At 46.8% G+C, this 22,979-nt stretch carries 22 protein-coding genes and 1 tRNA gene; 21 read left to right on the top strand and 2 right to left on the bottom strand.

Going from position 1 to position 22,979, the window contains the following annotated elements:
- The first annotated feature begins 185 nt into the window (after positions 1 to 185).
- From K7R23_RS05795 to K7R23_RS05705, 19 genes are all read left to right on the top strand, one after another.
- Complete coding sequence (locus tag K7R23_RS05795; RefSeq protein ID WP_012908086.1) at positions 186 to 1,058, top strand: CpaB family protein; 873 nt, start codon at positions 186 to 188, stop codon at positions 1,056 to 1,058.
- Positions 1,059 to 1,113: 55 nt separating this feature from the next.
- Positions 1,114 to 2,562 (top strand): type II and III secretion system protein family protein, encoded by a 1,449-nt coding sequence (locus K7R23_RS05790; protein ID WP_012908087.1) that lies wholly within the window; start codon positions 1,114 to 1,116, stop codon positions 2,560 to 2,562.
- 23 nt (positions 2,563 to 2,585) lie between these two features.
- Positions 2,586 to 3,719 carry a CpaE/TadZ family protein gene (locus K7R23_RS05785; protein WP_012908088.1) on the top strand — a complete coding sequence of 378 codons (1,134 nt, stop codon included), beginning with the start codon at positions 2,586 to 2,588 and terminating at the stop codon, positions 3,717 to 3,719.
- 53 nt (positions 3,720 to 3,772) lie between these two features.
- Positions 3,773 to 5,056, top strand: coding sequence for a TadA family conjugal transfer-associated ATPase (locus K7R23_RS05780; RefSeq protein ID WP_012908089.1), 1,284 nt, complete (start codon positions 3,773 to 3,775; stop codon positions 5,054 to 5,056).
- The gene (locus K7R23_RS05775) at positions 5,056 to 5,958 is read left to right on the top strand and encodes a type II secretion system F family protein (RefSeq protein ID WP_012908090.1); all 903 of its coding nucleotides are present in this window, start codon (positions 5,056 to 5,058) and stop codon (positions 5,956 to 5,958) included. The genes K7R23_RS05780 and K7R23_RS05775 overlap by 1 nt, the downstream gene beginning before the upstream one ends.
- A 20-nt stretch (positions 5,959 to 5,978) precedes the next feature.
- Positions 5,979 to 6,818 carry a type II secretion system F family protein gene (locus K7R23_RS05770; protein WP_158304846.1) on the top strand — a complete coding sequence of 280 codons (840 nt, stop codon included), beginning with the start codon at positions 5,979 to 5,981 and terminating at the stop codon, positions 6,816 to 6,818.
- Positions 6,803 to 8,107, top strand: a complete 1,305-nt coding sequence (locus K7R23_RS05765) for a tetratricopeptide repeat protein (protein ID WP_012908092.1) — start codon at positions 6,803 to 6,805, stop codon at positions 8,105 to 8,107. Before K7R23_RS05770 ends, K7R23_RS05765 begins: the two co-directional genes overlap by 16 nt.
- Before the next feature lie 23 nt (positions 8,108 to 8,130).
- Positions 8,131 to 8,589, top strand: a complete 459-nt coding sequence (locus tag K7R23_RS05760; RefSeq protein ID WP_012908093.1) for a hypothetical protein — start codon at positions 8,131 to 8,133, stop codon at positions 8,587 to 8,589.
- A gap of 42 nt (positions 8,590 to 8,631) precedes the next feature.
- Entirely contained in the window at positions 8,632 to 8,994 is a 363-nt protein-coding gene (locus K7R23_RS05755) for a hypothetical protein (protein WP_012908094.1), read from the top strand.
- A 48-nt stretch (positions 8,995 to 9,042) separates the two neighbouring features.
- Positions 9,043 to 9,405 (top strand): hypothetical protein, encoded by a 363-nt coding sequence (locus K7R23_RS05750; RefSeq protein ID WP_012908095.1) that lies wholly within the window; start codon positions 9,043 to 9,045, stop codon positions 9,403 to 9,405.
- 299 nt (positions 9,406 to 9,704) lie between these two features.
- The gene (locus K7R23_RS05745; RefSeq protein WP_012908097.1) at positions 9,705 to 10,265 is read left to right on the top strand and encodes a GTP-binding protein; all 561 of its coding nucleotides are present in this window, start codon (positions 9,705 to 9,707) and stop codon (positions 10,263 to 10,265) included.
- Positions 10,266 to 10,267: 2 nt separating this feature from the next.
- On the top strand, positions 10,268 to 10,717 hold the full coding sequence (locus K7R23_RS05740; protein WP_158304847.1) for a roadblock/LC7 domain-containing protein: 450 nt from the start codon (positions 10,268 to 10,270) through the stop codon (positions 10,715 to 10,717).
- Between the two features lie 11 nt (positions 10,718 to 10,728).
- A complete protein-coding gene (locus tag K7R23_RS05735) occupies positions 10,729 to 11,277 on the top strand; it encodes a hypothetical protein (RefSeq protein ID WP_012908099.1) in 549 nt (182 codons plus the stop codon).
- Positions 11,222 to 11,734, top strand: a complete 513-nt coding sequence (locus K7R23_RS05730; RefSeq protein ID WP_071820625.1) for an A24 family peptidase — start codon at positions 11,222 to 11,224, stop codon at positions 11,732 to 11,734. Before K7R23_RS05735 ends, K7R23_RS05730 begins: the two co-directional genes overlap by 56 nt.
- Positions 11,735 to 11,793: 59 nt before the next feature.
- Complete coding sequence (locus tag K7R23_RS05725) at positions 11,794 to 12,288, top strand: TadE/TadG family type IV pilus assembly protein (protein WP_232796111.1); 495 nt, start codon at positions 11,794 to 11,796, stop codon at positions 12,286 to 12,288.
- Entirely contained in the window at positions 12,257 to 12,868 is a 612-nt protein-coding gene (tadF, locus tag K7R23_RS05720; protein ID WP_012908102.1) for a tight adherence pilus pseudopilin TadF, read from the top strand. The genes K7R23_RS05725 and tadF overlap by 32 nt, the downstream gene beginning before the upstream one ends.
- Before the next feature lie 13 nt (positions 12,869 to 12,881).
- Positions 12,882 to 14,825: a vWA domain-containing protein gene (locus tag K7R23_RS05715; RefSeq protein WP_012908103.1), complete on the top strand. Its 1,944-nt coding sequence runs from the start codon at positions 12,882 to 12,884 to the stop codon at positions 14,823 to 14,825.
- 19 nt (positions 14,826 to 14,844) lie between these two features.
- The gene (locus K7R23_RS05710; RefSeq protein WP_012908104.1) at positions 14,845 to 16,134 is read left to right on the top strand and encodes an RCC1 domain-containing protein; all 1,290 of its coding nucleotides are present in this window, start codon (positions 14,845 to 14,847) and stop codon (positions 16,132 to 16,134) included.
- Positions 16,135 to 16,209: 75 nt separating this feature from the next.
- Complete coding sequence (locus K7R23_RS05705) at positions 16,210 to 16,824, top strand: lytic transglycosylase domain-containing protein (protein ID WP_024133007.1); 615 nt, start codon at positions 16,210 to 16,212, stop codon at positions 16,822 to 16,824.
- Between the two features lie 187 nt (positions 16,825 to 17,011).
- Here the strand turns inward: K7R23_RS05705 and K7R23_RS05700 are convergent.
- Positions 17,012 to 17,106: transfer RNA gene (locus K7R23_RS05700), tRNA-Sec, on the bottom strand.
- Positions 17,107 to 17,395: 289 nt separating this feature from the next.
- Here K7R23_RS05700 and K7R23_RS05695 point away from each other — a divergent pair.
- Positions 17,396 to 18,787 carry a glycoside-pentoside-hexuronide family transporter gene (locus K7R23_RS05695; RefSeq protein WP_012908105.1) on the top strand — a complete coding sequence of 464 codons (1,392 nt, stop codon included), beginning with the start codon at positions 17,396 to 17,398 and terminating at the stop codon, positions 18,785 to 18,787.
- Positions 18,788 to 18,789: 2 nt separating this feature from the next.
- Positions 18,790 to 21,108 (top strand): alpha-xylosidase, encoded by a 2,319-nt coding sequence (gene yicI, locus K7R23_RS05690; RefSeq protein WP_012908106.1) that lies wholly within the window; start codon positions 18,790 to 18,792, stop codon positions 21,106 to 21,108.
- Between the two features lie 99 nt (positions 21,109 to 21,207).
- Here the strand turns inward: yicI and K7R23_RS05685 are convergent, their stop codons facing one another.
- The gene (locus K7R23_RS05685) at positions 21,208 to 22,917 is read right to left on the bottom strand and encodes an AsmA family protein (protein WP_012908107.1); all 1,710 of its coding nucleotides are present in this window, start codon (positions 22,915 to 22,917) and stop codon (positions 21,208 to 21,210) included.
- Positions 22,918 to 22,979: the final 62 nt, after the last annotated feature.

The following is a 22,979-nucleotide window of genomic DNA, read 5'->3' as shown; positions in this document are numbered from 1 at the left end:
CCCTCGATCGGATTAATCCAGATAAGTAATAAGCTTTAATAAAAAGTATTAACCATAAAAGACGCTAAGCCGTTTTGGATTAGCGTCTGTCTGTCACTTCGGGTCAACAGTGCTCGTGCGGTAGCTATGCATAAAACTAATAACTATTTCAGCATGTAAGGGCGTCTGAAACAGGGATATATTCGATGAGAAAAAAATCATTAGTAGTTTATATTTACATCGTTATGATATTTGTTGGCCTCGCCGGATTATTTTTGATAATGAATAGCCCGCAATCTGCAGAATCTGTTACCGACAAAGCACCAGCGCCTGCCATTAAAAAAGAGGAGCAGGAGAAGATCAGCGTTGCCGTTGCAGAAAGAGATTTACCTGCGAAAGCCGTTCTGACGGCAGAGGATTTTCGCATAAAAATGGTGGAAATCACCCGGGGTGGCCATGAGAAAGCATCATTCGCTCTCGGCAATAAATCGATAAAAGATTACGCGCTTAACGTCCCGGTAGCCAAAGGAACCTTTATTCCCGGATCGGCGCTTGTAAAGCCAGGGACAACTGAATATATATCACTCTTCCTCCGGCCAGGTCATGTGTTGTATACCTTCCGACTCTCCGAAGCGGATAACTATCTTTTCGATAACATCCGTGCCGGACAATTCATTGATATTTTTATGGTATATGGCAAGAAAAAAGAGAATGGCAAGGAGATGCTGGTTTCACCCAGTACGACCATCGAAAGCACCCGACTAAAACCATTGATGAAAAACAGAAGGGTGCTGGCGCTTCGTCCCACGAAGATTGTTACCGATAAGAATGGCATATCTACCAGGGAGGGCGGCAGTCAGCTGGTCGCTGAACTCAACGAACAGGATATTAAGGTGTTAAAAGGGCTGGAAGGGAAAGCGAAGATAGTGATACTTCCTGCCACCCACAAGGAATATCAGCTGACGGGTAAGGATAACCTGCCTGATGTGGAAGCAATGTGGCCCGTTTCCGAAGATGTGATATTCGATGACGAAACTGATGCGTTACCGCAAAAGTCAATTAATCAGCTACGTGGTTAATAAAATAATAGCGACCAGGGATTTTAGCTAAGAGCTTAACTGAAGGACATATATTATGTTTACAGCTACTAACAATAGCAGGCACGTATTAACCATGTTATCTCATTTATTGCTGACAGCTGTTCTTCTTTCTTTCAGTTTGCCAGCCGCCGCTGGCGCCTTGTATATGAAGCATGGTCAGTCACGAAATTTTCACTTCACTGGCGATCTGGATACTATTTTTATCTCTGATCCACGGGTTGCTGACTATAAGGTTGTAAATAATAAAAATATTATAGTTTATGCCAAAAATACTGGCACAACGGATCTTATCGTCTATGGCAGAAACAATACGGTATTGCTTAAGCATAGTATCAGTGTCGATCCCTTCCTCAGTGATATCAATCAAAGGGTCGCCAGACTCTTCCCCGGTAATAGTATTGAGGTCACGCGTTTTATGGGCGGGGCTACGGCGGCGGATAAGGTGGTTTATATCATTAATGGTTCAGTTACCGATGAAGAGAGTATGGATGCTATCTATCAGCTTGTCGGCTCGATTGTTAATAGTAGTGGCGGTGAAGAGAAAGATAATAAATCTGCTAACAAGAGGGTGGTTGATTCTAAAATTAATACCGATCTGATTGAAAAGAAAAAATATGCCAATGTAATAAATAAGATGCAGCTTGTGGCTTCCAATCAGGTCAACGTCCATTTAACGGTTGTTGAAGTCAGCAAAACGTTTACGGATGCGCTCGGTATTGACTGGAGCAGCCTGACATTAAGCAGTATTGTCAACGGTGGCGCAAGCATTAACAATCCCGGAACCTTTAACCTGCTGGGGTTTAAAGGAGGGTTTGATGCAAAAAATATCAGTACGGTCATCAATGCTATTCAGAATGACTCCGTGGCCAGAATCATGGCACAACCTAACCTGACGGTGTTATCTGGCGAAACCGCAGATTTTCTGGTGGGTGGTGAAATCCCCATCCTGAGCAAAAACAGCGATAACGAAGGCACAACCGTGACTTATAAAGAGTACGGTATCAAACTGAGCATTGCCGCCAAGGTTGAGAAAAAGAGTAAAATAAAGCTGTCATTATCTAATGAAATCAGCAGTATTTCTGGCGCCTACTCTTTTAACGCATACAGTATCCCGACGCTGACCACCCGTCGCTCAAGCTCAACGATCGAACTCGCAGATGGCGACAGTTTTGCGATCGGCGGGTTGTTGACGGAAAAAGATTACGAGACTCTCGGCAAGGTTCCATTCATTGGCGATATCCCAATTCTTGGCGCCCTGGCGCGTAACTCCAACACGCAACGGGAAAAGACGGAATTAGTTATATTTGCCACGGTTAATCTGGTGAAACCTGTAGCCTCAAACAGAGATATTGTTTTACCCGAATATAACAAGACCAGTAATAATAAATTGTTTTTCAATGTTGGTGTCGATAAAGGAACCCGGGAAAATAGATTGTCAAAGGATACCGATAAATTTCTTAGTTATGGCGGCTTTTCACAATAACGGTATCGTCAAAGGATCTGCAAATGAAGCTTTTTAGTAATAAAATCGACTTAAGCGAAGAAGCCAGAGATAGCTCTGAAGCAGGATATAATATTGTTATCATTTCACCACGGACAATGGTACTGGAAGAGATCAATAGTATCCTGACGATGAATAATATTGACAACAACGTTGATAATATTGTCGAAAGTATTCTGGATAGTGAGAGCATTGCCATTATGCAGCACCCTGACGTGATCATTGCAGATATTGCTGATTGCGTTGATGTCATGCAACTTAAGCAGACCGTTGATGCTGTCGCCCCTGTTAACACGCGTTGCATACTTGTTGGCGATAACGACTCGATTATGTTTTCTCATGAAATCAGCAAACAGGGAATGCATTATTTACATCTGGCGAGTCAGTTAGCAGAATTACCAGCCCGCATATTCGAACCAACTGGCAACACGTTTTCGCGTGGTTCAATGATCTATAGCGTGCTGGGATGTAAAGGAGGAAGCGGTGCTTCTTCGTTCAGCTATGATCTGCTACAGGCCGTGGGGGCGCAATGTTCGATACCCCTGCTGATGGTGCAGGGAGCCGCGGGAAGCCTGGACCTTGACCTGCTACTGGGAAAAGCGATACCGAGGGACGGTTCGATATTGCCGTTAGATAAAAACATCAGCGTCAGGATGGAAACCAGGGAGAACGCATGGAATTTTGACGATGATGAATTTAATCAATTCAATATAATTTTTATCGATAATCCAGTCTACAGCTGTAGTCAGGAGCGCCTCGATTATGTGCTTAGCCGCACCCATACCTTTATACTGGTGATTACTCATGAGCTATCGACGTTACGTGTCGCCAGGGAGCTTATTGAAAATATTCGCCGACGCGCTTTAGCAGGCAACGATGCCGTATACTCGCGGCTGTTTATTTGTCTGAATGAATTTCCGATGGCATCTAAAAATAAATTAACGCCAGAAGATATTGAAGAGTATCTTGGACAAAAAGTGGATGTTATATATACCGCTCAGCCAACTAAAAAAGGAATGGTTGACAAACAGTTATCATCATTTGCCGCCAGACTGTTGGGAAAGAAAACTATTGCCATTGCGCCGAAAGGAGCAAAAGTGAATGGTTTTGCATCTCTTTTAAAAAAATTAAAAAAATAGTGCGTCAACACCGGGGATAAACGGGCTTTCTGGATAATAGAAAAGTGGTAATTATGGACAGAGACAAATCATCATCAATGCTTTTAATTCGTGAGCAAGTATTAAAAAACCTTGATATCGAAAAATTAAACGACTTAAGAAACGATCGTGATTTACTCATTAAAGAGATCTCTGACAACATCCAGAAAGTCGTCAACAGTTCAAAATGGTATCTCTCGAACAGCGCCTCAGCGCAGCTAACCGAAAGCATTGTTGATGAAATCACTGGCTATGGTCCGTTACGGGAGTTAATGGATGATGACTCAATTAGCGATATTTTAGTCAATGGCCCTGACCATATCTTTGTTGAGCGAGGAGGGCGACTGGAGCGCGTTAATAAAAAATTTATCAATAATGAACAATTAACGGAAATTGCCAGGCGTCTCGTCTCAAAGGTAGGCCGGCGTGTTGATGATTCGCAACCGCTTGTCGACGCCCGAATGCCAGACGGAAGTCGTTTAAATGTCGTTATCTCGCCGATAGCCCTTGACGGTACGTCAATTTCCATTCGTAAATTTGGCAAAGGGAAAAAAACGCTAAACGACCTAATCGAATATGGCAGTATCAATGAAGCTATGGCCAATTTCCTGGTGATTGCTGCACGTAGCCGGGTCAATATTATTGTTTCAGGCGGAACGGGGTCGGGTAAAACAACGCTGCTGAACGCGTTATCACAATACATCTCTGATGATGAGCGGGTATTAACTTTAGAAGATGCCGCCGAGTTACGTCTGCTTCAGCCGCATATTGTACGCCTTGAGACGAGGATGGCCGGTTCGGAGAACCGCGGCGTTGTGTCCATGCGTAACCTGGTTGTCAACGCATTACGTATGCGCCCTGACCGGATTATCGTTGGTGAATGTCGTGGTGAAGAAGCGTTTGAAATGCTCCAGGCGATGAACACCGGTCACGATGGCTCAATGTCAACGCTGCACGCCAACTCACCGCGCGACGCGCTGGCTCGTCTGGAGAGTATGGTGATGATGTCCAGCGTTGGTCTGCCGCTGATTGCGATTCGCCGTAACATCGCCTCTGCGGTAAACCTTATCCTCCAGGTAACACGCCTGCCCGATGGCTCAAGAAAGGTCATCAATATTACGGAAGTCATGGGTATGGAAGGCGAGAATATTATCCTCCAGGACATATTTACCTTTACCGCCGTCGCGGAGCGTGATGAAAACGATCGGATTAAAGGGAATTTCAATTCCTTTGGATTATTACAACGCTCAGCGGTCTATCGTAATGCCGTATTTCATGGCCTGATTGAGCCACTCAAGCAATTATTTGGGAAATCATAATGATTGTACTCTTTTATCTGTCATTGGCGATTGTTGGATTCATCCATACCATAATTTTTTACCAAAGAGGTAAAAGAATAACTAATCTTGATCTTCTCACCGCTGAAGAGCATACCCGGATTAGCGACAAACTCACAGGCTATACCTATGGCCGGGCGCTTGCCGATCTCTGGAAAGAGTTCTATCGGCATCTGAAGGGGAAAGACCAGGCAACCACCATCAGGCATCTGATTATCGTCTTAATTGCCCTGGTGGCGGGAGCCTTTGTGAATCAGCAATTCTTCCAGTTTCCTTATATGGTTGTATTACCGGCTATATTATTTATTACAGTCTATACCATCTATCTTCAGAGTAAGAAGCTGGCAAGACAGGCTTTCGAAACGGGATTTGCTGAGGCGTTAAATATTATTGGCGGCGCGGTGGGCGCTGGCAACTCATTGCTCCATGGGATCGAGCAGAGCGGCCAGAAAGTGAGTGGCATTGTCGGCGAGGAGTTCACCATAATTTCGCAACGCCTGGAAATCGGGGAGGATGTTGAAAGTGTTTTTATGGATTCTTACGAACGCCTGTTCTATCGTGAATATTTCTTCTTTGTCATTGCCGTATTAATCAATATGCGTGGCGGTGGCGAAGTCAAAGAGATTGTAAGTCATCTGGCAAAACTTATTTCTAATGCCCGATTAATGGATCGGCAAAAATTGGCGAAAACGGCAGAGCCTCGGGCGTCAATAAAAATACTGATGGTAATACCTGTTGGTTTCTTTTTCTTTCTGAAATTTTTAAGTCCGGAAAACTTTGATGTTCTTCTGCATGATCCCACCGGGCAAATGCTCCTTTATTATTGTATCGCAAGCGAATTACTAGGGTTGTTCTGGGTCTGGACAATGATAAATAAAATATAGGTAATGCGATGAGTTATTATATGTTACTACTCCTGTTCACAGGAACCGCAGGTATTAGCAGTTTCCTTTATCAGAGAAAAAGAATAAAAGCATTTAGAGAAAGGATTAATATCGCCGAACAGCCTGTACCGGAAACCGAAGATATCATTGCCGGAGAAACATCAACTGAAAAATTACTGCGCAGAAACGGTAAAGGGATCGTGATTGCCTCAATGCTCGATAAGAATATTGCATTGAAAGCTGCTGTGGTTATCTTTATCGCTATTGTACTTCAGTTGCTCGAAAAGTTTGATATTTTAACACTCTCCGCCACCGTTATGGCATGTGTGTTACTGGTTTCACTCTTACTGGTTATTTTACTGCCCGGAAAAATTAAAAAAATGATCATAGATTCCCGCGTAAGGAGAATTTGTAACGATCTGCCTTATATCATCGATATAATGGCGATCTGCGTTCAGTCTGGTATGACAATTGAAAATACAATTCGCTATCTTGCCGAAAATACAGAAACAATTAATCCCGATATCTCTGTCCTGCTGGCGCGAACAATTATGAAAATGGAGGTCAGCGGTATGTCTGAAGCTCTCGACCTCTTGTATAACGAAGTTCCGAGCCAGGAGATACGTATGCTGGCATCGACCTTACAGCAGAGCATTAAGTTTGGTTCTTCCATCTATCTTTTGCTGCTGGATTTATCCAGGGAAATTCGCGAGATGCAGCTTTTGGCGATTGATGAAAAGATTTCCAGTCTTGCTGCAAAAATGTCGCTGCCGATGATTATATGTATTATGTTTCCCATTTTAGTGCTTGTCGCCGGTCCCGGCGTGATAAGGATTGTCGCATTATGGTCAGGCCAATAATCTTTTTAACTATTACTATTATTACTTCCATTATTAGCGGCTGTGCAGCACATTCCTATAGTGGTAAAGAGATAGATGAACAGCAGCAAGAATATATATTCACTAAGGTAAATAATTACCAGGGACTGTTAAAGCTTTATCGCGAGAAATTGAGCCGAAAAGAAGATCCGGTAGTCAGATTTAAACTGGCAGAATATTATAATCTGGTGAATGATTTTGACTCTTCGTTACACTATCTTGCGCCGCTGCTGGAAAAAAGCCCGGATGATAAAGTCTATCTTCTGCAAGGCAAAAATTTAATGGCGATGGGCAAAGATACTCTCGCGAGAAAGGCGTTACTGTCAGCCCTCTCTTTAAATGCAAAAAATGGCGAGGCTTATAATATTCTTGGCATCCTTCAGGCACGAAATGGCGAACTTGATGCGGCTTATCAATCATTTAGTCATGCGCGTGAGCTCTTTGTTCCGGAAGAGCAGGTTATGAATAACTTGGCGATGTTGATGATTTTACAAGAAAATTATGAACAGGCTTATAACTATCTGATGCCGCTGTATACCCGGGGTCATACAACAAAGTCTATTTTACATAACCTGGCCTTTGTGCTGGTGAAAATGAAAAAATATGAAGAAGCCAGTAATGTTATCCTGACAAACGGTCTGGACGATCATCCTGAAGTTTTAATTACAGAGCTAATGACGACCATAGCTAATGTTAAACCGATCGCTGTTACCGATATTCAGAATGAGAAACAGATAAAAGGTCCGGATACGGATAAAAAAATCAGCGCACTCACGCCGATGAAACCGCAACCAACAAAGGCATCGGCCTCTGAAGAGAAGCCCCAGGTTGCCAACAGTCAATATGTCGATAATAAAAAAGCGTCAGCTTTGCTTGTACAGGATAATAAACAACCTGTGCTGACAGCAAGTGAACATAAGGCCGGAACACTGAATAAAGTCGACAGCGTACGTTTTGGTACTCATGCCGGATATTCACGTTTAACGCTGGTATCACGCGAAAAAATTGATTACTGGCCAATGAAAGAGAATACAAGTTCAACTTTCCAGGTTGTTCTGACTAATATTGCATTCGATGATGAATTTAAGAACAAAATTTCATCTATTTACAAGCACATCGGCATACGGCATCGGGATATTAAAAGTATCAATATTGAAAAAAGTGAACTGAATTCTCTTATTATGACTATTGCATTTAACAGGAGTATTAAAGTCAAAATATTCAGACTACCCGACAGTGTACATGAACGTCTTGTCTTTGATTTTCTATAATCACTCTTAATGTAGGTTAGTATATGATAATTTACGAATACAGAGGCGTTTTAGTTAAGGCACCGGAAGAAACCCAGTTTATCGCAGTAGGCGCAGATGGCATGATTAAAGCGTATTCCTCTAAGCCTGAGATAAATTTTGATGGTTCGCTTGATGAAACACTCGCTCTACCTGTTACGGTTCTCAACGCGAACAAATCGCTCATTGACGCTTCGTTACTTAAAGTTTTCGCTCCCATCGTGTTGACAGAGACCGTCAGTCCTGGGACCAAACCTTTTAAAATTGGCGATAAGTATATTATTCAATCTTCTGTTGATGAGGAGGCCTGCCTAAATTCTGAAGTCCATGTGATAGTGAATTGCTATACACCAGGGACAGCCCCATGGACACAGGTTCTCCATGTGCATGTCAGCGGCCTGTCTATTGATAACCAACTACTTTCCAGTGTTGTTGATGTATTACATGAGCTACACGTCTCATAGTAATAATTAACGATTTTTTATGTTTATAACGAGGAGTTCCAGATGGCAAATTTAGATGACAAAATTGCAGAGCTTTTAGATATTGAGGGCGCTTTATGTGCCGCAGTGGTAGACAGTAAAAATGGCATGGTTATGGCCAATGCCGGGGCGGGAATTGATATTGAGATCGCCGCAGCCGGAAATACTGATGTTGTGCGTGCAAAGATGAAAACCATCGATCTGTTAAAACTTAACGATAAGATTGATGACATCTTAATTACGCTGGGTAAACAATATCATATTATCAGACCCCTGCAGTCTGTTGACGGGGCATTTATCTATTTAGTTCTGGATACCAAAAATGCCAACCTTGCCCTTGCAAGACGTAAAGTCAATGATTTCGATGCAACGATAGAATCGCTCTGAAAATTTTATATTTTTCTTAACAACACAACATAAGGAGTAATAAATAACATGGCTAATTTAAGCGAAGAAATTCAAACGTTACTGGATGTGGATGGATCCCTGTGTGCCGCCGTCGTCGATAGTAATAATGGAATGATTTTAGCCTCCTGTGGTTCAGGTGTGGACATTGAAATCGCTGCTGCGGGCAATACCGATGTTCTGCGTGCCAAAATGAAAACAATGAAGTTACTGGCTCTCAACGATCGTATTGACGACATACTGATTACCTTAGGTAAGCAGTATCACATTATTCGTCCGGTACAAGCGGTTGAGGGGGCTTTTATTTATCTGGTGCTTGATTCTAAACGCGCTAACCTGGCTTTAGCGCGCCGTAAAGCACATGATTTCGAAACGACTATCAACAGTATATGAACGCTTACGGAATCTGAGACCGGAGGCAGCCCTGACAGGCTGCCTCAGTTCACAGCCTCAGTGGCGCAGGAAGAGATACCGGACGTGGCGTTGTATCCAGAGCCGCCCGCCATATCAGTGCCTGACGCTTATGATCATGCTTTAAGCGTATCGTCTGAGAGACCTTTATATGACGATGCTGCAGGAGATATCTCGTTGCGTGAGCATACCAATGCAGTATCTGTTAATTCAAAGGGGAAGAGAAAGCCTGGTATTTTCTCTTCGCTATTCAGACAATTATATAAAGGATCTACCCGAAAATGAGAGACTTTAAAGTTATGTTTGTCGGATGTAGTGGCTCAGGAAAGACGACGGCCATTACCAGCGTTAGTGAGATCAGCACGGTTACCACTGATGTAACTAACTCTGATCGGGCTAACTATAACAAAGAAGTCACAACGGTAGGGTTAGATTATGGAGAAGTCACGCTTCTTGGTCAGGACAATATATTACGTCTCTATGGCACCCCTGGTCAGGAGCGTTTCTCCTTTATGTGGGATATTTTAGGTAAAGGCACTGTCGGGATAATCTTTTTAGCGGATAATAGTCGCCCCGACCCGTTGGGTGAAATCAGAAGCTATCTGAATACATTTCAACCTCTGTTTGACAAAGGAAATTCAGTCGCCATAGTAGGAATTGTCAAAACAGACATAGCCCCTTACCCGGATAAAAATAGTTATGAACAACTATTACGGGATATGGGTCTCTCGCTCTCTGTCATCACTGTTGATGCACGTAATCCGACAAGTGTACTGCTGTTGCTGCGAATAATGTCGCGTCAACTTGAGAGGTCTATTATTAATCATCAAGGGGCAATATGATTATGGCATCATCTGAAGCATGGATAATCAATAATCTTTCCGGGCTCACAGCTGAACAGGCTGTTGAAATACAGCGCGTTCTTGAAAAATTCGCGAAAGAACATCCAGGATTAACGAATATGCTGTTGGCAACTGTAGACGGTTTTGAGGTTGCTGCAGTACTGGAAGAGCAGGATCGGGCAAGTATGCGACGTCTTGCTGCGATGACCAGCTCACTTCTATCCATTGGCGTTGCCATGTTTAAAGAAATCCGCTCTGGTGCGCAACGTTTGCTTACCCTAGAAGGCGAAAAAAGCAATATTCTTATCTTTGTCGTCCAGAATATTAAAGCTGAACTGGTCCTTACCTTAGTCACTTCGGCTGAGGAACCTTTAGGTCAACAATTCTGGCTAATACGTCAACTATCATCTGAGATATCTGAAATTTGTAATGCGACTGCTATAAATAAGTAAAGGTATAACTTATGGACTTAATTTTAAAAGAAAGACTTGTAGTAAACTTATGTGCTGCCGATATCAATTGTGGCTATATTTCCGCAACACCTGTTTTAGATAACCGGGATGAACTTATTGCACAACAATGTTCTTACTATCGTGACTTATTAGCCGAATTAGAAATACTGCTCACTCCTGAATCTGTCGGTACAGGTCTTAAACCACAGGACGAACAGTGGCGTAGCGCCATTGAACTGGTCACTGCCGATATCCTTTGCGGATCTATTTCCCTGAACCCCATACTTTACGATCGAGCAGAAAAAATACGTGAAAGGATCATCTTCTATTTTAGCAATTTGAATAAATTTTTTGCTATTGAACAGCAAGAAAGCGTTAAGACAACCGTTACGCAGGAAGTGGCTATAAACACGTCAGAGGATCCACAAGGACAGGCTATGACTCCTGCGTTAACAGAAGTAAAAATGACGGAAGTCAATACTCCCGCTATGCCGCCTGCAAAAAGTGGGAAAGGGACCTCAAAGCCCGTGCGCAAGAAAAATAAAAGAAAAAAGAAATAATATTCTCTGCTTATATATTGAGGACTACATTATAATCACTTATTTCATCTGCTACGTCTTGTTGCTCCGCGTTTGTTATACTGATTTATTTTACAGGAAAATAAAAAACAAGACTGTGGTACTTATACTCATTGTGTCATTAGTTTCCGGGATTATTCAATATGGCATACCATCAATTATTTTTCCGTGTGTAATCTTACTGGTCGGTTTTTTATTGAGTTCATTTTCCCTTGTTGGCGCAGGGGATGTGAAATTACTTGTTGCGCTGTCATTTTCCTTATCCAGTGAGGATATTTTAAGATTCATTACAACCACAGCGCTATGTGGCCTGCTGGTCGTTATACCTGTTATATATATTTGTATAGTAAAAAGGAAGAAAACGACGGTGCCTTATGGCATAGCGATTTCTATGGGGTATTTTATCGTAACCGCTCCGGTGATACTTAATTTTATATAAAGCATGCCGGGCTTAGCGTTAAAAGTTGATGAGTTTATCCTATGTGCCATTATTCATGCGTGATAACGGTTTTCCGGCGAAAGCTATTCGCTGGAGCCGGTGATGAGCGGGGGGCGGTTGCAGTGGAACTGGCCCTGGTTTTTTTTCCTCTTATGTTTATGATTTTCCTGTTATTCGAATTATGTCGGGTCACCTATATCTCATCTGCGCTTAACCTTGCCACTGCTGAGGCCAGTCGCTATGCGGCGGTTGCGAAAATTAGTGATAAGGATTATGAAAGAATTTTCCGCGAAAAATTGCAAAATGATGTCCCTTTATGGCCATCGTTAACTAAAGATACTAACCTCACTATCAGTGTTAAATATTGCGATACGCTTAATGATATTATTACAGATAATTGCGACAGCCAAAGTTATGAGCAAAAACCACTCGCTGTGTATCATGTTGGTTATGCATATTCCTCTATCGTCCCATTTGTTCCAGATTTAATAACAGAGTCATATCTACAGCGGACTACAATTTATGTACAGGAATATCAAAGGAATAAAACCTGAGTTTAATAATTTAAACTTTGTTGCTAATAAGAATGAGGATGGTTCCGTATCCATTGAGTTTTCATTTGTCATGCTTATTTTTATTCTTATTATGTATTTAGTAACGGATTTCGGTATGGCAATCGTTAAACAGGGCCGTCTGGAAAGAACCAGCCACACGCTGGCCTCTCTGGTCAGAGAAAGAAGAGCGCTTTATCAGGCCAATGAAACGCTTACTCAGGAAGAGGTTGATGAGCTATTGGAAATAGGGAAAAACTTGCAAAAGGAAGCGGATATCAATCTTACTATAGATGCGCTTTATCTGACGCCGACACAGGAAGGTCAGAGCGCCAGCGTTACCGCCAGTACGCTTACTTTCAATGCCGGAAACGGCAAATGTCAGCCGAACAATGTGGCTGCGAATGATGTGCAGTGGCAAAAATTATCCCCTTATGCTGCCAGTACCGAAAGGTGGGTGCCGATTTATCGCGTTCGTGTTTGTATTCCGGATACTAGTAGCTTATTCATGACATTAATGAACGGCCGTAGCCAAAAATTACCCAGCGTTTTTGCCACCGACGTAGCAATATCTCGTAATTAACAACTCTCCGGCTATGGAGCAACTTTTTCTGCTAAGTGATAATTTTATGATAAAATTACCTTCCACATTATCTTCAGAAAATGGCGCTATCACGATTGTCTACGCGATTATTTTTCCTGCGCTTCTGGCAATGGTTGCGCTTGCCTTAGACGGCGCACTGATGATTAACAGAAAGGCTCGTCTTGCCGATGCATCCAGTGAAGCTATATTAGCCATATCGGCAGTGGATAACAGACTTGTGGATAGTGTTGCTATTGATAATAATAAACAGATTGCAAAAGATTTCGTCAATTATTATCTGCCGAATAATCAGGCTGAGCAGCTAAAGGTGGTTGTAACCTCTTTCGATCGCACTATTGAAAAAGGTTATATTGATTATAAGATCGCCATCTCCGCAACCCTGCCAACGCTATTACCTTTAGGTCATTTAGGTTTCTCTGCGTTTGATCGTAGCGTAACCGTAGGTAACTTTGACAATAACAGTGGTAACGCCAGAAAATTTGTTACCGTAATTTCAGATCCTGCTGATTATGTTTTTGTTGTCGATTTTTCAGACAGCATGAATTCGTCTTATATCGATCAGGGAAGGGTAACAACACGTCTCGCCATGCTTAAGCAGGTCGTACGCGAGGTCATTTCTGGCAATAAAAATCCAGACTCGCAGTTCGCTATTGTTCCTTTTGATATTGGCGTTCCGTTCAGGATAAAAGATTCCGTTAATACAACCTCATCTTATGCAAATAAGGAAAATGAAGGCGGTGGTGAGCTGGTAGGCTGTTCGGCACTGTATGTGCCGAAACCGCAATATGCTCCAGATAAAATAGATTATAATTTCTGGGCTAATAAGAATATCAGCCAGAAACAATATCCATTATTTAATAATAGTAAAAACTCTATTTTTTATAATTTAGACCGGGGCCGCTATTTTTATTATCGATTCATTGTGGGTAAGGCATTGAATGAAGATATGGGGGATTTAGAAGATCGCGGCTGGTGTACTCTGAACTCCAGTGCCGCAGCTCCTATGGGGCTTTATACGCATAGTTGCGAAGCACAGTCTGCGGAAAGTATTTTTACCCCCGCCAATAAATTAAAAATCGAGGAGCAGTACGATAATGTGACGGCGCTACTGGATACCATGCGTGCTGCGCCGACGGAGGAGCGTTCTTCTATTGCCAATAGCTTAACCATTGATTACGCCAGCACTCTGAAGTATGACAATCTTTTCGGCACTGAGGCCATTCAGGAGTTTATTCAGCCGTGGGCGCCGAATATGTATGAATATCGGGCATTTACCGGTATGTGCCAGTCAGCCACCCCTTTGCGTACAGTAAGCCCCAGGCTCTCGCAAAGCCAGGCGGAAGAACAGATGGCTGCGACTTTCACCAGTGCCCGGGCGCAGGCGTTTCTTATTCCACTAACTACCTCCAGCGAAGAGAAAACCAGACTGATCTCTGATTTTGCAGGTATGTCCGCCGGTGGCGGCACCGACAGTACGATAGGCCTCTTGCGATCGGTCCCCGTTGTTGCTGCCGGCACCAACCCGAAAAAAGTGATTATCGTGATTTCTGATGGTGAAGATGAGATCGACCCGGCCATTGTCGCCGACCAGTTTCACTCTCGCGGAATGTGTGACGTTATAAAAGCGGGGTTAAAGGATGAAGGACTTTTCGCATCTGGAAAAACAGGCGTGGTTGCCAACACGGTGGAAATTCATTACGTTTCCATTAACGATAATAATAATGAATCACGAATGGCGTTCTGGGGTAAATATTGCGCCAGAGGTGATGATACTACCGATCAGAAGCAATATACCCATACCGCAACTAACTATTCATCGCTTATTGAAACCCTGGTTTCGATTATTGGCGTTGAAACGGGATTTTATATTCAGGACAGTCAAAATGGCGTGGATTTTCCGGTTACTGAAAGCGAGGAAAACGTACCGCTTAGCTGATATCATTTACAGGTGAGATATGAGATTAAAAAAACATTTAATAACGCACAGCTGTCGTTTAATTGCCATGACCAGCATTGTTTTTACCTCCGCGTTATATGCCGGTGATTCCATTATGCCGGGTTCTATAACCGGAGAGACAAAACTGGAGTCAAAATCTGCGGGTAATTTCTTGCCCACCGGTTCGGTGGTCGATACGGGCCTGGCGATACATAATGGTGAAGTTTGGGTCTGGGGGTTTCGCGGCTCAGGTCAGCAGGGTAATGGGGTCATGGTCGTTAATCAGCGCTCTGCGCCAGCAAAAGTAAAAATCTTCAGTGATAACAATATTAAAATTATTGCGCTGGCCTCGGGCATCTATCACATCATTGCTCTGGATGAAAACGGCGATGTCTGGGGATGGGGGCAAAGCGGCTATGGTGAAACCGGGTGTGGCATTGTATATATCTCGACGCCCTGTAAGGTTATTGAAGGCAAAAAAATTATCAAAATTTCCGCCGGTGAATATTTCTCTGCGGCGCTAAGCGCCGATGGCGATGTCTATACCTGGGGCGATGGTCTCTATGGTCAGCGTGGCGATGGTACGCTCCATCGCTATTCAGCTTTTTATACGAAACCGCAGGTAGTGCATAAGGTTGATCTCGCAGGGGAAAAGGCCCGTCTGCTCACTGCCCACTATGAAAGCGCTTTTGTTGTGACCGAATCAGGGAAATTTATGGGCTGGGGTGATAATGAAACCTGTGAACTGGGGCCGATGGTTACGCTGTACAACCCAACACGCTGTGATGGCCGTCATGAGTACATCAGCAAGCCCCGCGAATTCGCACCTGGAATTAATGCGCATGATGTTATCGATATTACGGGCGGCAACCGCTGGAGTGAAGTGCTTCTTAAAGATGGATCGGTATGGGGCTGGGGCCTTGGAGCATCAATTGGCCTGACGGATAACGGTTCAACGGACAGTAAATATAACAGCGCTGTCGCACGTAAAATTCTGGATAATGTCGCCATCCTTTATGGCCGTTACGTCGGGTCTGCGGCGTTAACTAAATCCGGGGATTTTTACACCTGGGGGTTAACAAACGGATCGGCATTTCCCGATATCTATGGTCACCGGCCAACATTGCGAACGCCAACCCATGGCGTTATAGAGGGATTTGGCGGCGGTAAGGAGCATCTTTATTACTGGACGTTCGATGGCAAGCTATACGGCTATGGTTATGGTGCAGCTTATAAACTTGATCCCAATAGCGCTGCCAATATTCCATGGCCCGGTAAAGAGATGACATTTATCCTCGCAGATGATTAAGTAAGCTAAATCTCTGTCCCAAAATCCCTTCCGGGATTAATGATTCTATAAGATATACAGACAGGGTGTTGGTATATGCTTGATGTTCTTCTTTTGGCTTCACAGTGCGCCCCCAATTTTCCACCGGAGATTCTGTTAACGATTTCTAAAGTTGAGTCCGGCCATAATCCTTATGCCATTGGGGTAGTAGATGGCTATCTGGCAAGGCAGCCCGGTAATAAAGACGAGGCTCTTGCTACCGCCAATATGCTCCACAAAGAGGGCTGGAATTTCTCAATGGGTATTGCGCAGATAAATTTGCACAATCTGGCAAAATATAATCTGACATTCGATTCAGTTTTCGACCCCTGCGATAATTTACGTATCGCTGCCGCTATTTATAACGACTGTTTCCAGCGCGCATCGTTGCAATATCGCTCTGAGCGGGATGCTCAGCTTGCCTCCTACTCTTGCTACTATAGTGGAAACTTTACCCGGGGGTTCAAAGCGGAAGGAAAGGACGGTCTGAGCTATGTTGATAAAATTATTGCCGCAATGCCTGCATCCACTGCCGATAAATCTCTTGCTGCGCAACCCATTCCGGTGATCGCAAGCAGAAAAAAGAAAGCGGTTACTCAGGAAACCCAGACACAGGATGCCAGACTATCCAGAAAACAGAAAACGGGCGTAAAGGAGCTCAGGGGCAATTAGTTTGATAAACCAGATGTTAGTATTTTAGCTTTGCCGCTTTAGCGGCGCTGCAATCCTGCTTATGTTATGCCCGCGGAATGTACTTTATTTTGACAGATATAAGCTGGCCTCAGGAGAATATAACTGATGGCGATGGCAGGTAATATATGGAGTTTTTTGGCTATGATGAAATTGAGAAGAAGCTAATTGGCGGAAGATCACAGGAGTCGAACCTGCCCGGGACCGCTGGCGGCCCCAACTGGATTTGAAGTCCAGCCGCCTCACCGGAGACGACGATCTTCCGCGCCTGCATTGCTACATGGAGGCGGGGCGCATTATAGCTACTTTCTCAAGGTTTCCACATCCCCCCGTTGACTTTTTTAAGTTCCCTTTCCGCTTACCCCAGTCAGTTTCCTTTAAATCCTCACAAAATCCGTCGGTTACACTTTCTCACACCTTTTGGCGCAACCACGATCACAGAAATCAAGAATCGTAATTTGATAACAAGATATCGCAATACCCGCCTCTGACGGGATAGTTTACAAAAACTGTAACCGGTATCAGCGCGCGGATGAGCGCCAGAGGATGTGAAATGGAAAATCATGTTTTGTCCGTTAAAGAGAAGATTGGCTACGGCATGGGCGATGCCGCCAGCCATATCATTTTCGATAACGTCATGTTGTATATGATGTTTTTTTATACCGACATTTTTGGTATCCCTGCGGGGTTTGTCGGCACGATGTTCTTACTGGCGCGTGTGCTGGATGCTATCTCGGACCCCTGTATGGGGCTTCTGGCCGACCGCACCCGTTCCCGCTGGGGAAAATTTCGTCCCTGGGTACTGTTTGGCGCGCTGCCGTTTGGTCTGGTCTGCGTACTGGCCTACAGCACGCCGGATCTCAGCCTCAACGGTAAAATGATTTATGCCGCAATCACCTACACCTTGCTGACCCTGCTCTATACCGTGGTGAATATCCCTTATTGCGCGCTGGGCGGCGTGATCACCAACGACCCGGCGCAGCGTATTTCCCTGCAATCCTGGCGCTTTGTGCTGGCCACCGCCGGGGGAATGCTCTCCACCGTGCTGATGATGCCGCTGGTCAACTTTATTGGCGGTGAAGATAAGGCGCTGGGTTTCCAGGGCGGGATTGCAGTGCTGTCCGTTGTTGCGTTCCTGATGCTGGCATTCTGCTTTTTTACCACCAAAGAACGTGTCGAGGCGCCGCCGTCCACGACCTCAATGCGTGAAGATCTGCGCGATATCTGGCACAACGACCAGTGGCGGATCGTCGGTTTTCTGACCATTCTCAACATCCTCGCCGTCTGTGTGCGCGGCGGCGCGATGATGTATTACGTTACCTGGATTATGGGAACGCCGGAAGTCTTTGTCGCTTTCCTCACGACTTACTGCGTCGGCAACCTGATTGGCTCCGCGCTGGCGAAACCGCTTACCGACTGGAAATGCAAAGTCAGCGTCTTCTGGTGGACTAACGCCGCGCTGGCGGTTATCAGCCTGGCGATGTTCTTCGTACCTATGCATGCCAGCATTACCATGTTTAGCTTCATCTTTGTGATTGGCGTTCTGCACCAGCTGGTAACGCCAATCCAGTGGGTGATGATGTCCGATACCGTCGATTACGGCGAATGGTGTAACGGAAAGCGGCTGACCGGCATCAGCTTCGCGGGAACGCTGTTCGTCCTCAAACTGGGTCTGGCGTTCGGCGGGGCGCTCATCGGCTGGATGCTGGCAGGCGGCGGTTACGATGCCGCGGCGAAAGCTCAGAACAGCGCGACCATCAGTATCATCATCGCCTTATTCACCCTTGTCCCGGCTCTCTGCTACCTGCTGAGCGCGGTGATTGCCAAACGGTATTACACCCTGAAAACGCCTTACCTGAGAAAGATCCTCGACCAGCTGGCACAGGGGGCGCGTCGCAATCAGCAACAATTCACGCATAACGAATTTCAGAACGAAAGGAACTGACCATGAAAATTAGCGACGGTAACTGGCTGATCCAGCCAGGCCTCAATGTGATTTATCCCGTCCAGGTATTTGACGTGGAACAGCATGACAAGGAGCTGGTGGTATACGTCGCGCCGCGTGACGTTCGTGAGCGTACCTGGCAACTGGATACGCCGCTGTTTACTCTGCGCCTCTTCTCGCCGCAGGAAGGCGTTATTGGCGTGCGCATGGAACACTTCCAGGGGGCGCTGGATAAAGGGCCTCATTATCCGCTTAACGTTTTGCAGGACGTGAAGGTAGAGATACAAAACAACGAGGCGTTTGCCGAGCTGAGAAGCGGCGATTTAAGCGTACGGGTAACCAAAGGTGAATTCTGGTCGCTGGATTTTTTGCGTAACGGCGTGCGTATTACCGGTAGCCAGCTGAAGAATAATGGCTATGTGCAGGATACCCGTACTCAGCGTAACTATATGTTTGAGCGTCTGGATCTCGGCGTCGGCGAGACGGTTTACGGCCTCGGCGAGCGCTTTACCGCGCTGGTGCGCAACGGCCAGACGGTCGATACCTGGAACCGTGACGGCGGTACCAGCACCGAGCAGTCCTACAAAAATATTCCCTTCTACCTGACCAATCGCGGCTACGGCGTGCTGGTCAATCATCCACAGTGCGTATCGTTTGAAGTTGGCTCGGAGAAAGTCTCGAAAGTTCAGTTCAGCGTGGAAAGCGAGTATCTGGAGTACTTCGTTATCGATGGCCCGACGCCGAAAGAGGTGCTGAACCGCTATACGCAGCTGACCGGACGCCCGGCGCTGCCGCCAGCATGGTCGTTTGGCCTGTGGCTGACCACTTCGTTCACCACCAACTACGACGAGGCTACGGTCAACAGCTTTATCGACGGCATGGCGGAGCGCAATCTGCCGCTGCACGTTTTCCACTTCGACTGTTTCTGGATGAAGGCTTTCCAGTGGTGCGATTTTGAATGGGACCCGGTGACCTTCCCGGATCCGGAAGGGATGATACGCCGCCTGAAAGAAAAAGGACTGAAAGTCTGCGTGTGGATTAACCCGTATATCGGTCAGAAGTCGCCCATCTTTAACCAGCTGAAAGAGAAAGGTTACCTGCTAAAGCGCCCGGACGGTTCGCTGTGGCAATGGGATAAATGGCAGCCGGGCCTCGCGATTTATGATTTCACCAATCCGGAAGCCTGCGCATGGTACGCCAGCAAACTAAAAGCGCTGGTGGACATTGGCGTAGACTGCTTTAAAACCGACTTCGGCGAGCGTATCCCGACCGATGTGCAATGGTTCGACGGTTCCGATCCGCAGAAAATGCACAACCATTACGCTTACGTCTACAACGAACTGGTGTGGAACGTGCTTAAAGAGACGGTGGGCGAAGAGGAGGCGGTGCTGTTCGCCCGCTCGGCCTCTGTCGGCGCGCAGCAGTTTCCGGTGCACTGGGGCGGCGACTGCTACGCCAACTACGAATCAATGGCGGAAAGCCTGCGCGGCGGCTTATCCATCGGCCTGTCCGGTTTTGGTTTCTGGAGCCACGATATCGGCGGGTTTGAAAATACCGCGCCGGCGCACGTTTATAAACGCTGGTGCGCGTTTGGTTTGCTCTCCAGCCACAGCCGTCTGCACGGCAGCAAATCCTACCGGGTGCCGTGGGCCTATGATGATGAATCCTGCGATGTGGTGCGCTATTTCACTGAGCAGAAGTGCCGCCTGATGCCCTATTTATATCGCCAGGCTGCCCTGGCGAATGAGCGGGGCACGCCAATGATGCGCGCAATGATGCTGGAATTCCCGGCCGATCCGGCCTGCGATTATCTGGATCGCCAGTATATGCTCGGCGATTCGCTGATGGTGGCGCCGGTGTTCAGTGAGGCGGGCGACGTTCAGTTCTATCTGCCGGAAGGCCGCTGGACCCACCTGTGGCGCAACGATGAAGCGCAGGGTAGCCGCTGGCATAAACAGCAGCATGATTTCATGAGCCTGCCGGTCTACGTGCGTGATAACACGCTGCTGGCGCTGGGCGCCAATAACCAGCAGCCAGACTACGCGTGGCACGAAGGTACGGCCTTCCAGCTATTCCACCTTGAGGATGGTCGCGAAGCGACCTGCGAAGTGCCCGCGGCGGACGGTTCGGTAATCTTCACGCTTAACGCGAAGCGCGTCGGCAACAGGATTACGGTGACCGGAAGCGGAGAAGCGCGCAACTGGACGCTGTGCCTGCGCAATATAATGCAGCTGAGCGATATTCATTGCGGTACGCATGAAGGGAGCGAGCTGGGCGTCGTCGTGAAACCGCAGGGCAGCGAGATCGTGATAACGCTTTGATTTAAAATGCCGGATGGCGCTACTTAACTGCGCTTATCCGGCTACAGATGCGCAATAACCTCAGGCCCGGTAAGCGTCAGCGCTTCCGGGCGATCCCGGTTACTGTGCCGGTTCCGTTGACTTCACCTCTCCACCTGAAACCACGCCAGCCTGCATGGTTTGCGTCACCTGCTGTTGATCGGCATTTACCGCGTGCAGTCGCCCGTTTACCGTAGGCTTTAACGGCGTATCGGCCTGAATGCTGCCGCTGGCGGTTAGCTGCAGATTGCCGTCACCGGAGATCGGCAGCGCAGGCCATCCCCACTGCTGCAGTATGTTTACCGGCACGCCGCGACCGTTCAGGCTGACCTGCGTCTGGCGCTGCGGTAACTGCGACACGCTGGCGGTGGCTTCCAGTAGCCCTTTCCCGGTAAAGGCGCTCAGTTCGCTGATGTTCACCGTGCTGGCGTTTGCCGACAGCGACAGTGAAGGGCGGCGCACATCGACGCGGTTAAACGTCGCCGCCGCAGCGTTCAGGGTCGCGTTGCCGCTCCAGATCCCCCACTTATAATCCTGCGCCAGCCCGAGGTTAGCGCCATAGGCATCCAGCGCGGTCAGCTGCCAGGGGAACGCCGGGTCAATGTCGATTATCAGATTGCGGCTGGCGCTGAATTTTTTCAGCGTCACGCTGCTAAGCCAGGCTGGCAGCGGTTTCATCCACTGCTGTTTCCAGTTTTCCGGCAGGGTGTACTCCACGCCAGCCAGGGCCGCGTCATCCAGAATCAGGGCCTTGCCGTCGCGTGTCCAGTTGCCGGAGGTCCTGAACATGCCGCCTTCCCAGCGGGTGGTGAACTGGCGTAACGCAATGCCCTGAGGCGCGAACTCCGCATTGAGAATGGGATCGTATAAATGCAGCGAACCGTAGATAAATTCGCTGGCGTTCATTGACAGTTTTCCTTCCTGGCTCTGCCAGTCGTCCTTACTGAAGGTCAGGTCGCGCAGGCTGAGATCGAGGTCGGTCACCGACCAGTCCGGCCCCTGCAGGCGCGCGTCGGTCACTTCAAGGCGATCAATTTGCAAAGAGGGAACGGTAGTCAGCGGCGCGAAAAACGCAGTGAGAGATTTGTCGCTTTGCAGCCGGATATCGTTCAGGCGCAGATTTTCCACCTTCCAGCTGCCGTCAGTATTGCGTTTTGCCACGCCGGTTAAGGCGCCGCGCGCAATGTCCGCGCCAATAGTGCTTAACGTTACCTGTTCGTTGTCGATACTGCCTTCAATTAAAACGTTGGCGGCAGGAACGTCATTCAGCGTCAGTGAACCGGCGCTCAGTTGAATGTGCGCTTTTTTTCCAAGCACATGGCCTTCCTGCGGAAGCCAGGGGGTAACGCCGCCGTTTACCCGCTGAGCGCTCAGATCCCACTCGCTGCCCGGACTGTTAAACGCCATATCCTGAAGCTGCAAACGGTCGGCCTGGAAAGGGAACGGAGCGGTCTGAAGGGAGATGTTCAGCGTACCGTCCCGCAGCAGGATAGTATCGACATGAAAGGGATCGGTAAGCTGACGGCTGCTGAGGCCAATATCCACGCTTTTCACCTCCAGCGTCGCGGGCTGGCCGCGGCGGCCAAAGGTGACGTTTTCCAGAAGAACATGTGATGGTGATGAAAAACGATGATCCATCGCATCAAAGGCCAGACGATAACTGCTGTTCTCAGAGATCCAGCTACTGACGCGTTCCGCTCCCCAGCGGGTTTGCAGCAGAAAATAGAGGCCCAGGATCACCACCAGCAGGGCGATCAGCAGGTAGAGAATCAGCTTTCCAATAAATTTCATGGTCTTCCATCCCGCGAATACACATAGGTGAGTTATGCACGATTTACGCACAATCCTCAAGG

Origin of the sequence: Citrobacter rodentium NBRC 105723 = DSM 16636 (genome assembly GCF_021278985.1) — a bacterium.
In the GTDB taxonomy this organism is placed as follows: Bacteria; Pseudomonadota; Gammaproteobacteria; order Enterobacterales; family Enterobacteriaceae; genus Citrobacter_A; species Citrobacter_A rodentium.
Note: the sequence above shows the minus strand (reverse complement) of the source record. Positions and strands in the feature narration are given on the sequence as shown.

Coding starts and splice junctions, on each gene's coding strand:
- K7R23_RS05775 (WP_012908090.1), top strand. CDS start 5,056: ATGATTGTACTCTTTTATCTGTCATTGGCGATTGTTGGATTCATCCAT.
- K7R23_RS05710 (WP_012908104.1), top strand. CDS start 14,845: ATGAGATTAAAAAAACATTTAATAACGCACAGCTGTCGTTTAATTGCC.
- K7R23_RS05685 (WP_012908107.1), bottom strand. CDS start 22,917: ATGAAATTTATTGGAAAGCTGATTCTCTACCTGCTGATCGCCCTGCTG.
- K7R23_RS05735 (WP_012908099.1), top strand. CDS start 10,729: ATGGACTTAATTTTAAAAGAAAGACTTGTAGTAAACTTATGTGCTGCC.
- K7R23_RS05790 (WP_012908087.1), top strand. CDS start 1,114: ATGTTTACAGCTACTAACAATAGCAGGCACGTATTAACCATGTTATCT.
- K7R23_RS05705 (WP_024133007.1), top strand. CDS start 16,210: ATGCTTGATGTTCTTCTTTTGGCTTCACAGTGCGCCCCCAATTTTCCA.
- yicI (WP_012908106.1), top strand. CDS start 18,790: ATGAAAATTAGCGACGGTAACTGGCTGATCCAGCCAGGCCTCAATGTG.
- K7R23_RS05715 (WP_012908103.1), top strand. CDS start 12,882: ATGGAGCAACTTTTTCTGCTAAGTGATAATTTTATGATAAAATTACCT.
- K7R23_RS05740 (WP_158304847.1), top strand. CDS start 10,268: ATGGCATCATCTGAAGCATGGATAATCAATAATCTTTCCGGGCTCACA.
- K7R23_RS05750 (WP_012908095.1), top strand. CDS start 9,043: ATGGCTAATTTAAGCGAAGAAATTCAAACGTTACTGGATGTGGATGGA.
- K7R23_RS05755 (WP_012908094.1), top strand. CDS start 8,632: ATGGCAAATTTAGATGACAAAATTGCAGAGCTTTTAGATATTGAGGGC.
- K7R23_RS05770 (WP_158304846.1), top strand. CDS start 5,979: ATGTTACTACTCCTGTTCACAGGAACCGCAGGTATTAGCAGTTTCCTT.
- K7R23_RS05765 (WP_012908092.1), top strand. CDS start 6,803: ATGGTCAGGCCAATAATCTTTTTAACTATTACTATTATTACTTCCATT.
- K7R23_RS05760 (WP_012908093.1), top strand. CDS start 8,131: ATGATAATTTACGAATACAGAGGCGTTTTAGTTAAGGCACCGGAAGAA.
- K7R23_RS05795 (WP_012908086.1), top strand. CDS start 186: ATGAGAAAAAAATCATTAGTAGTTTATATTTACATCGTTATGATATTT.
- K7R23_RS05785 (WP_012908088.1), top strand. CDS start 2,586: ATGAAGCTTTTTAGTAATAAAATCGACTTAAGCGAAGAAGCCAGAGAT.
- tadF (WP_012908102.1), top strand. CDS start 12,257: ATGTACAGGAATATCAAAGGAATAAAACCTGAGTTTAATAATTTAAAC.
- K7R23_RS05780 (WP_012908089.1), top strand. CDS start 3,773: ATGGACAGAGACAAATCATCATCAATGCTTTTAATTCGTGAGCAAGTA.
- K7R23_RS05745 (WP_012908097.1), top strand. CDS start 9,705: ATGAGAGACTTTAAAGTTATGTTTGTCGGATGTAGTGGCTCAGGAAAG.
- K7R23_RS05695 (WP_012908105.1), top strand. CDS start 17,396: ATGGAAAATCATGTTTTGTCCGTTAAAGAGAAGATTGGCTACGGCATG.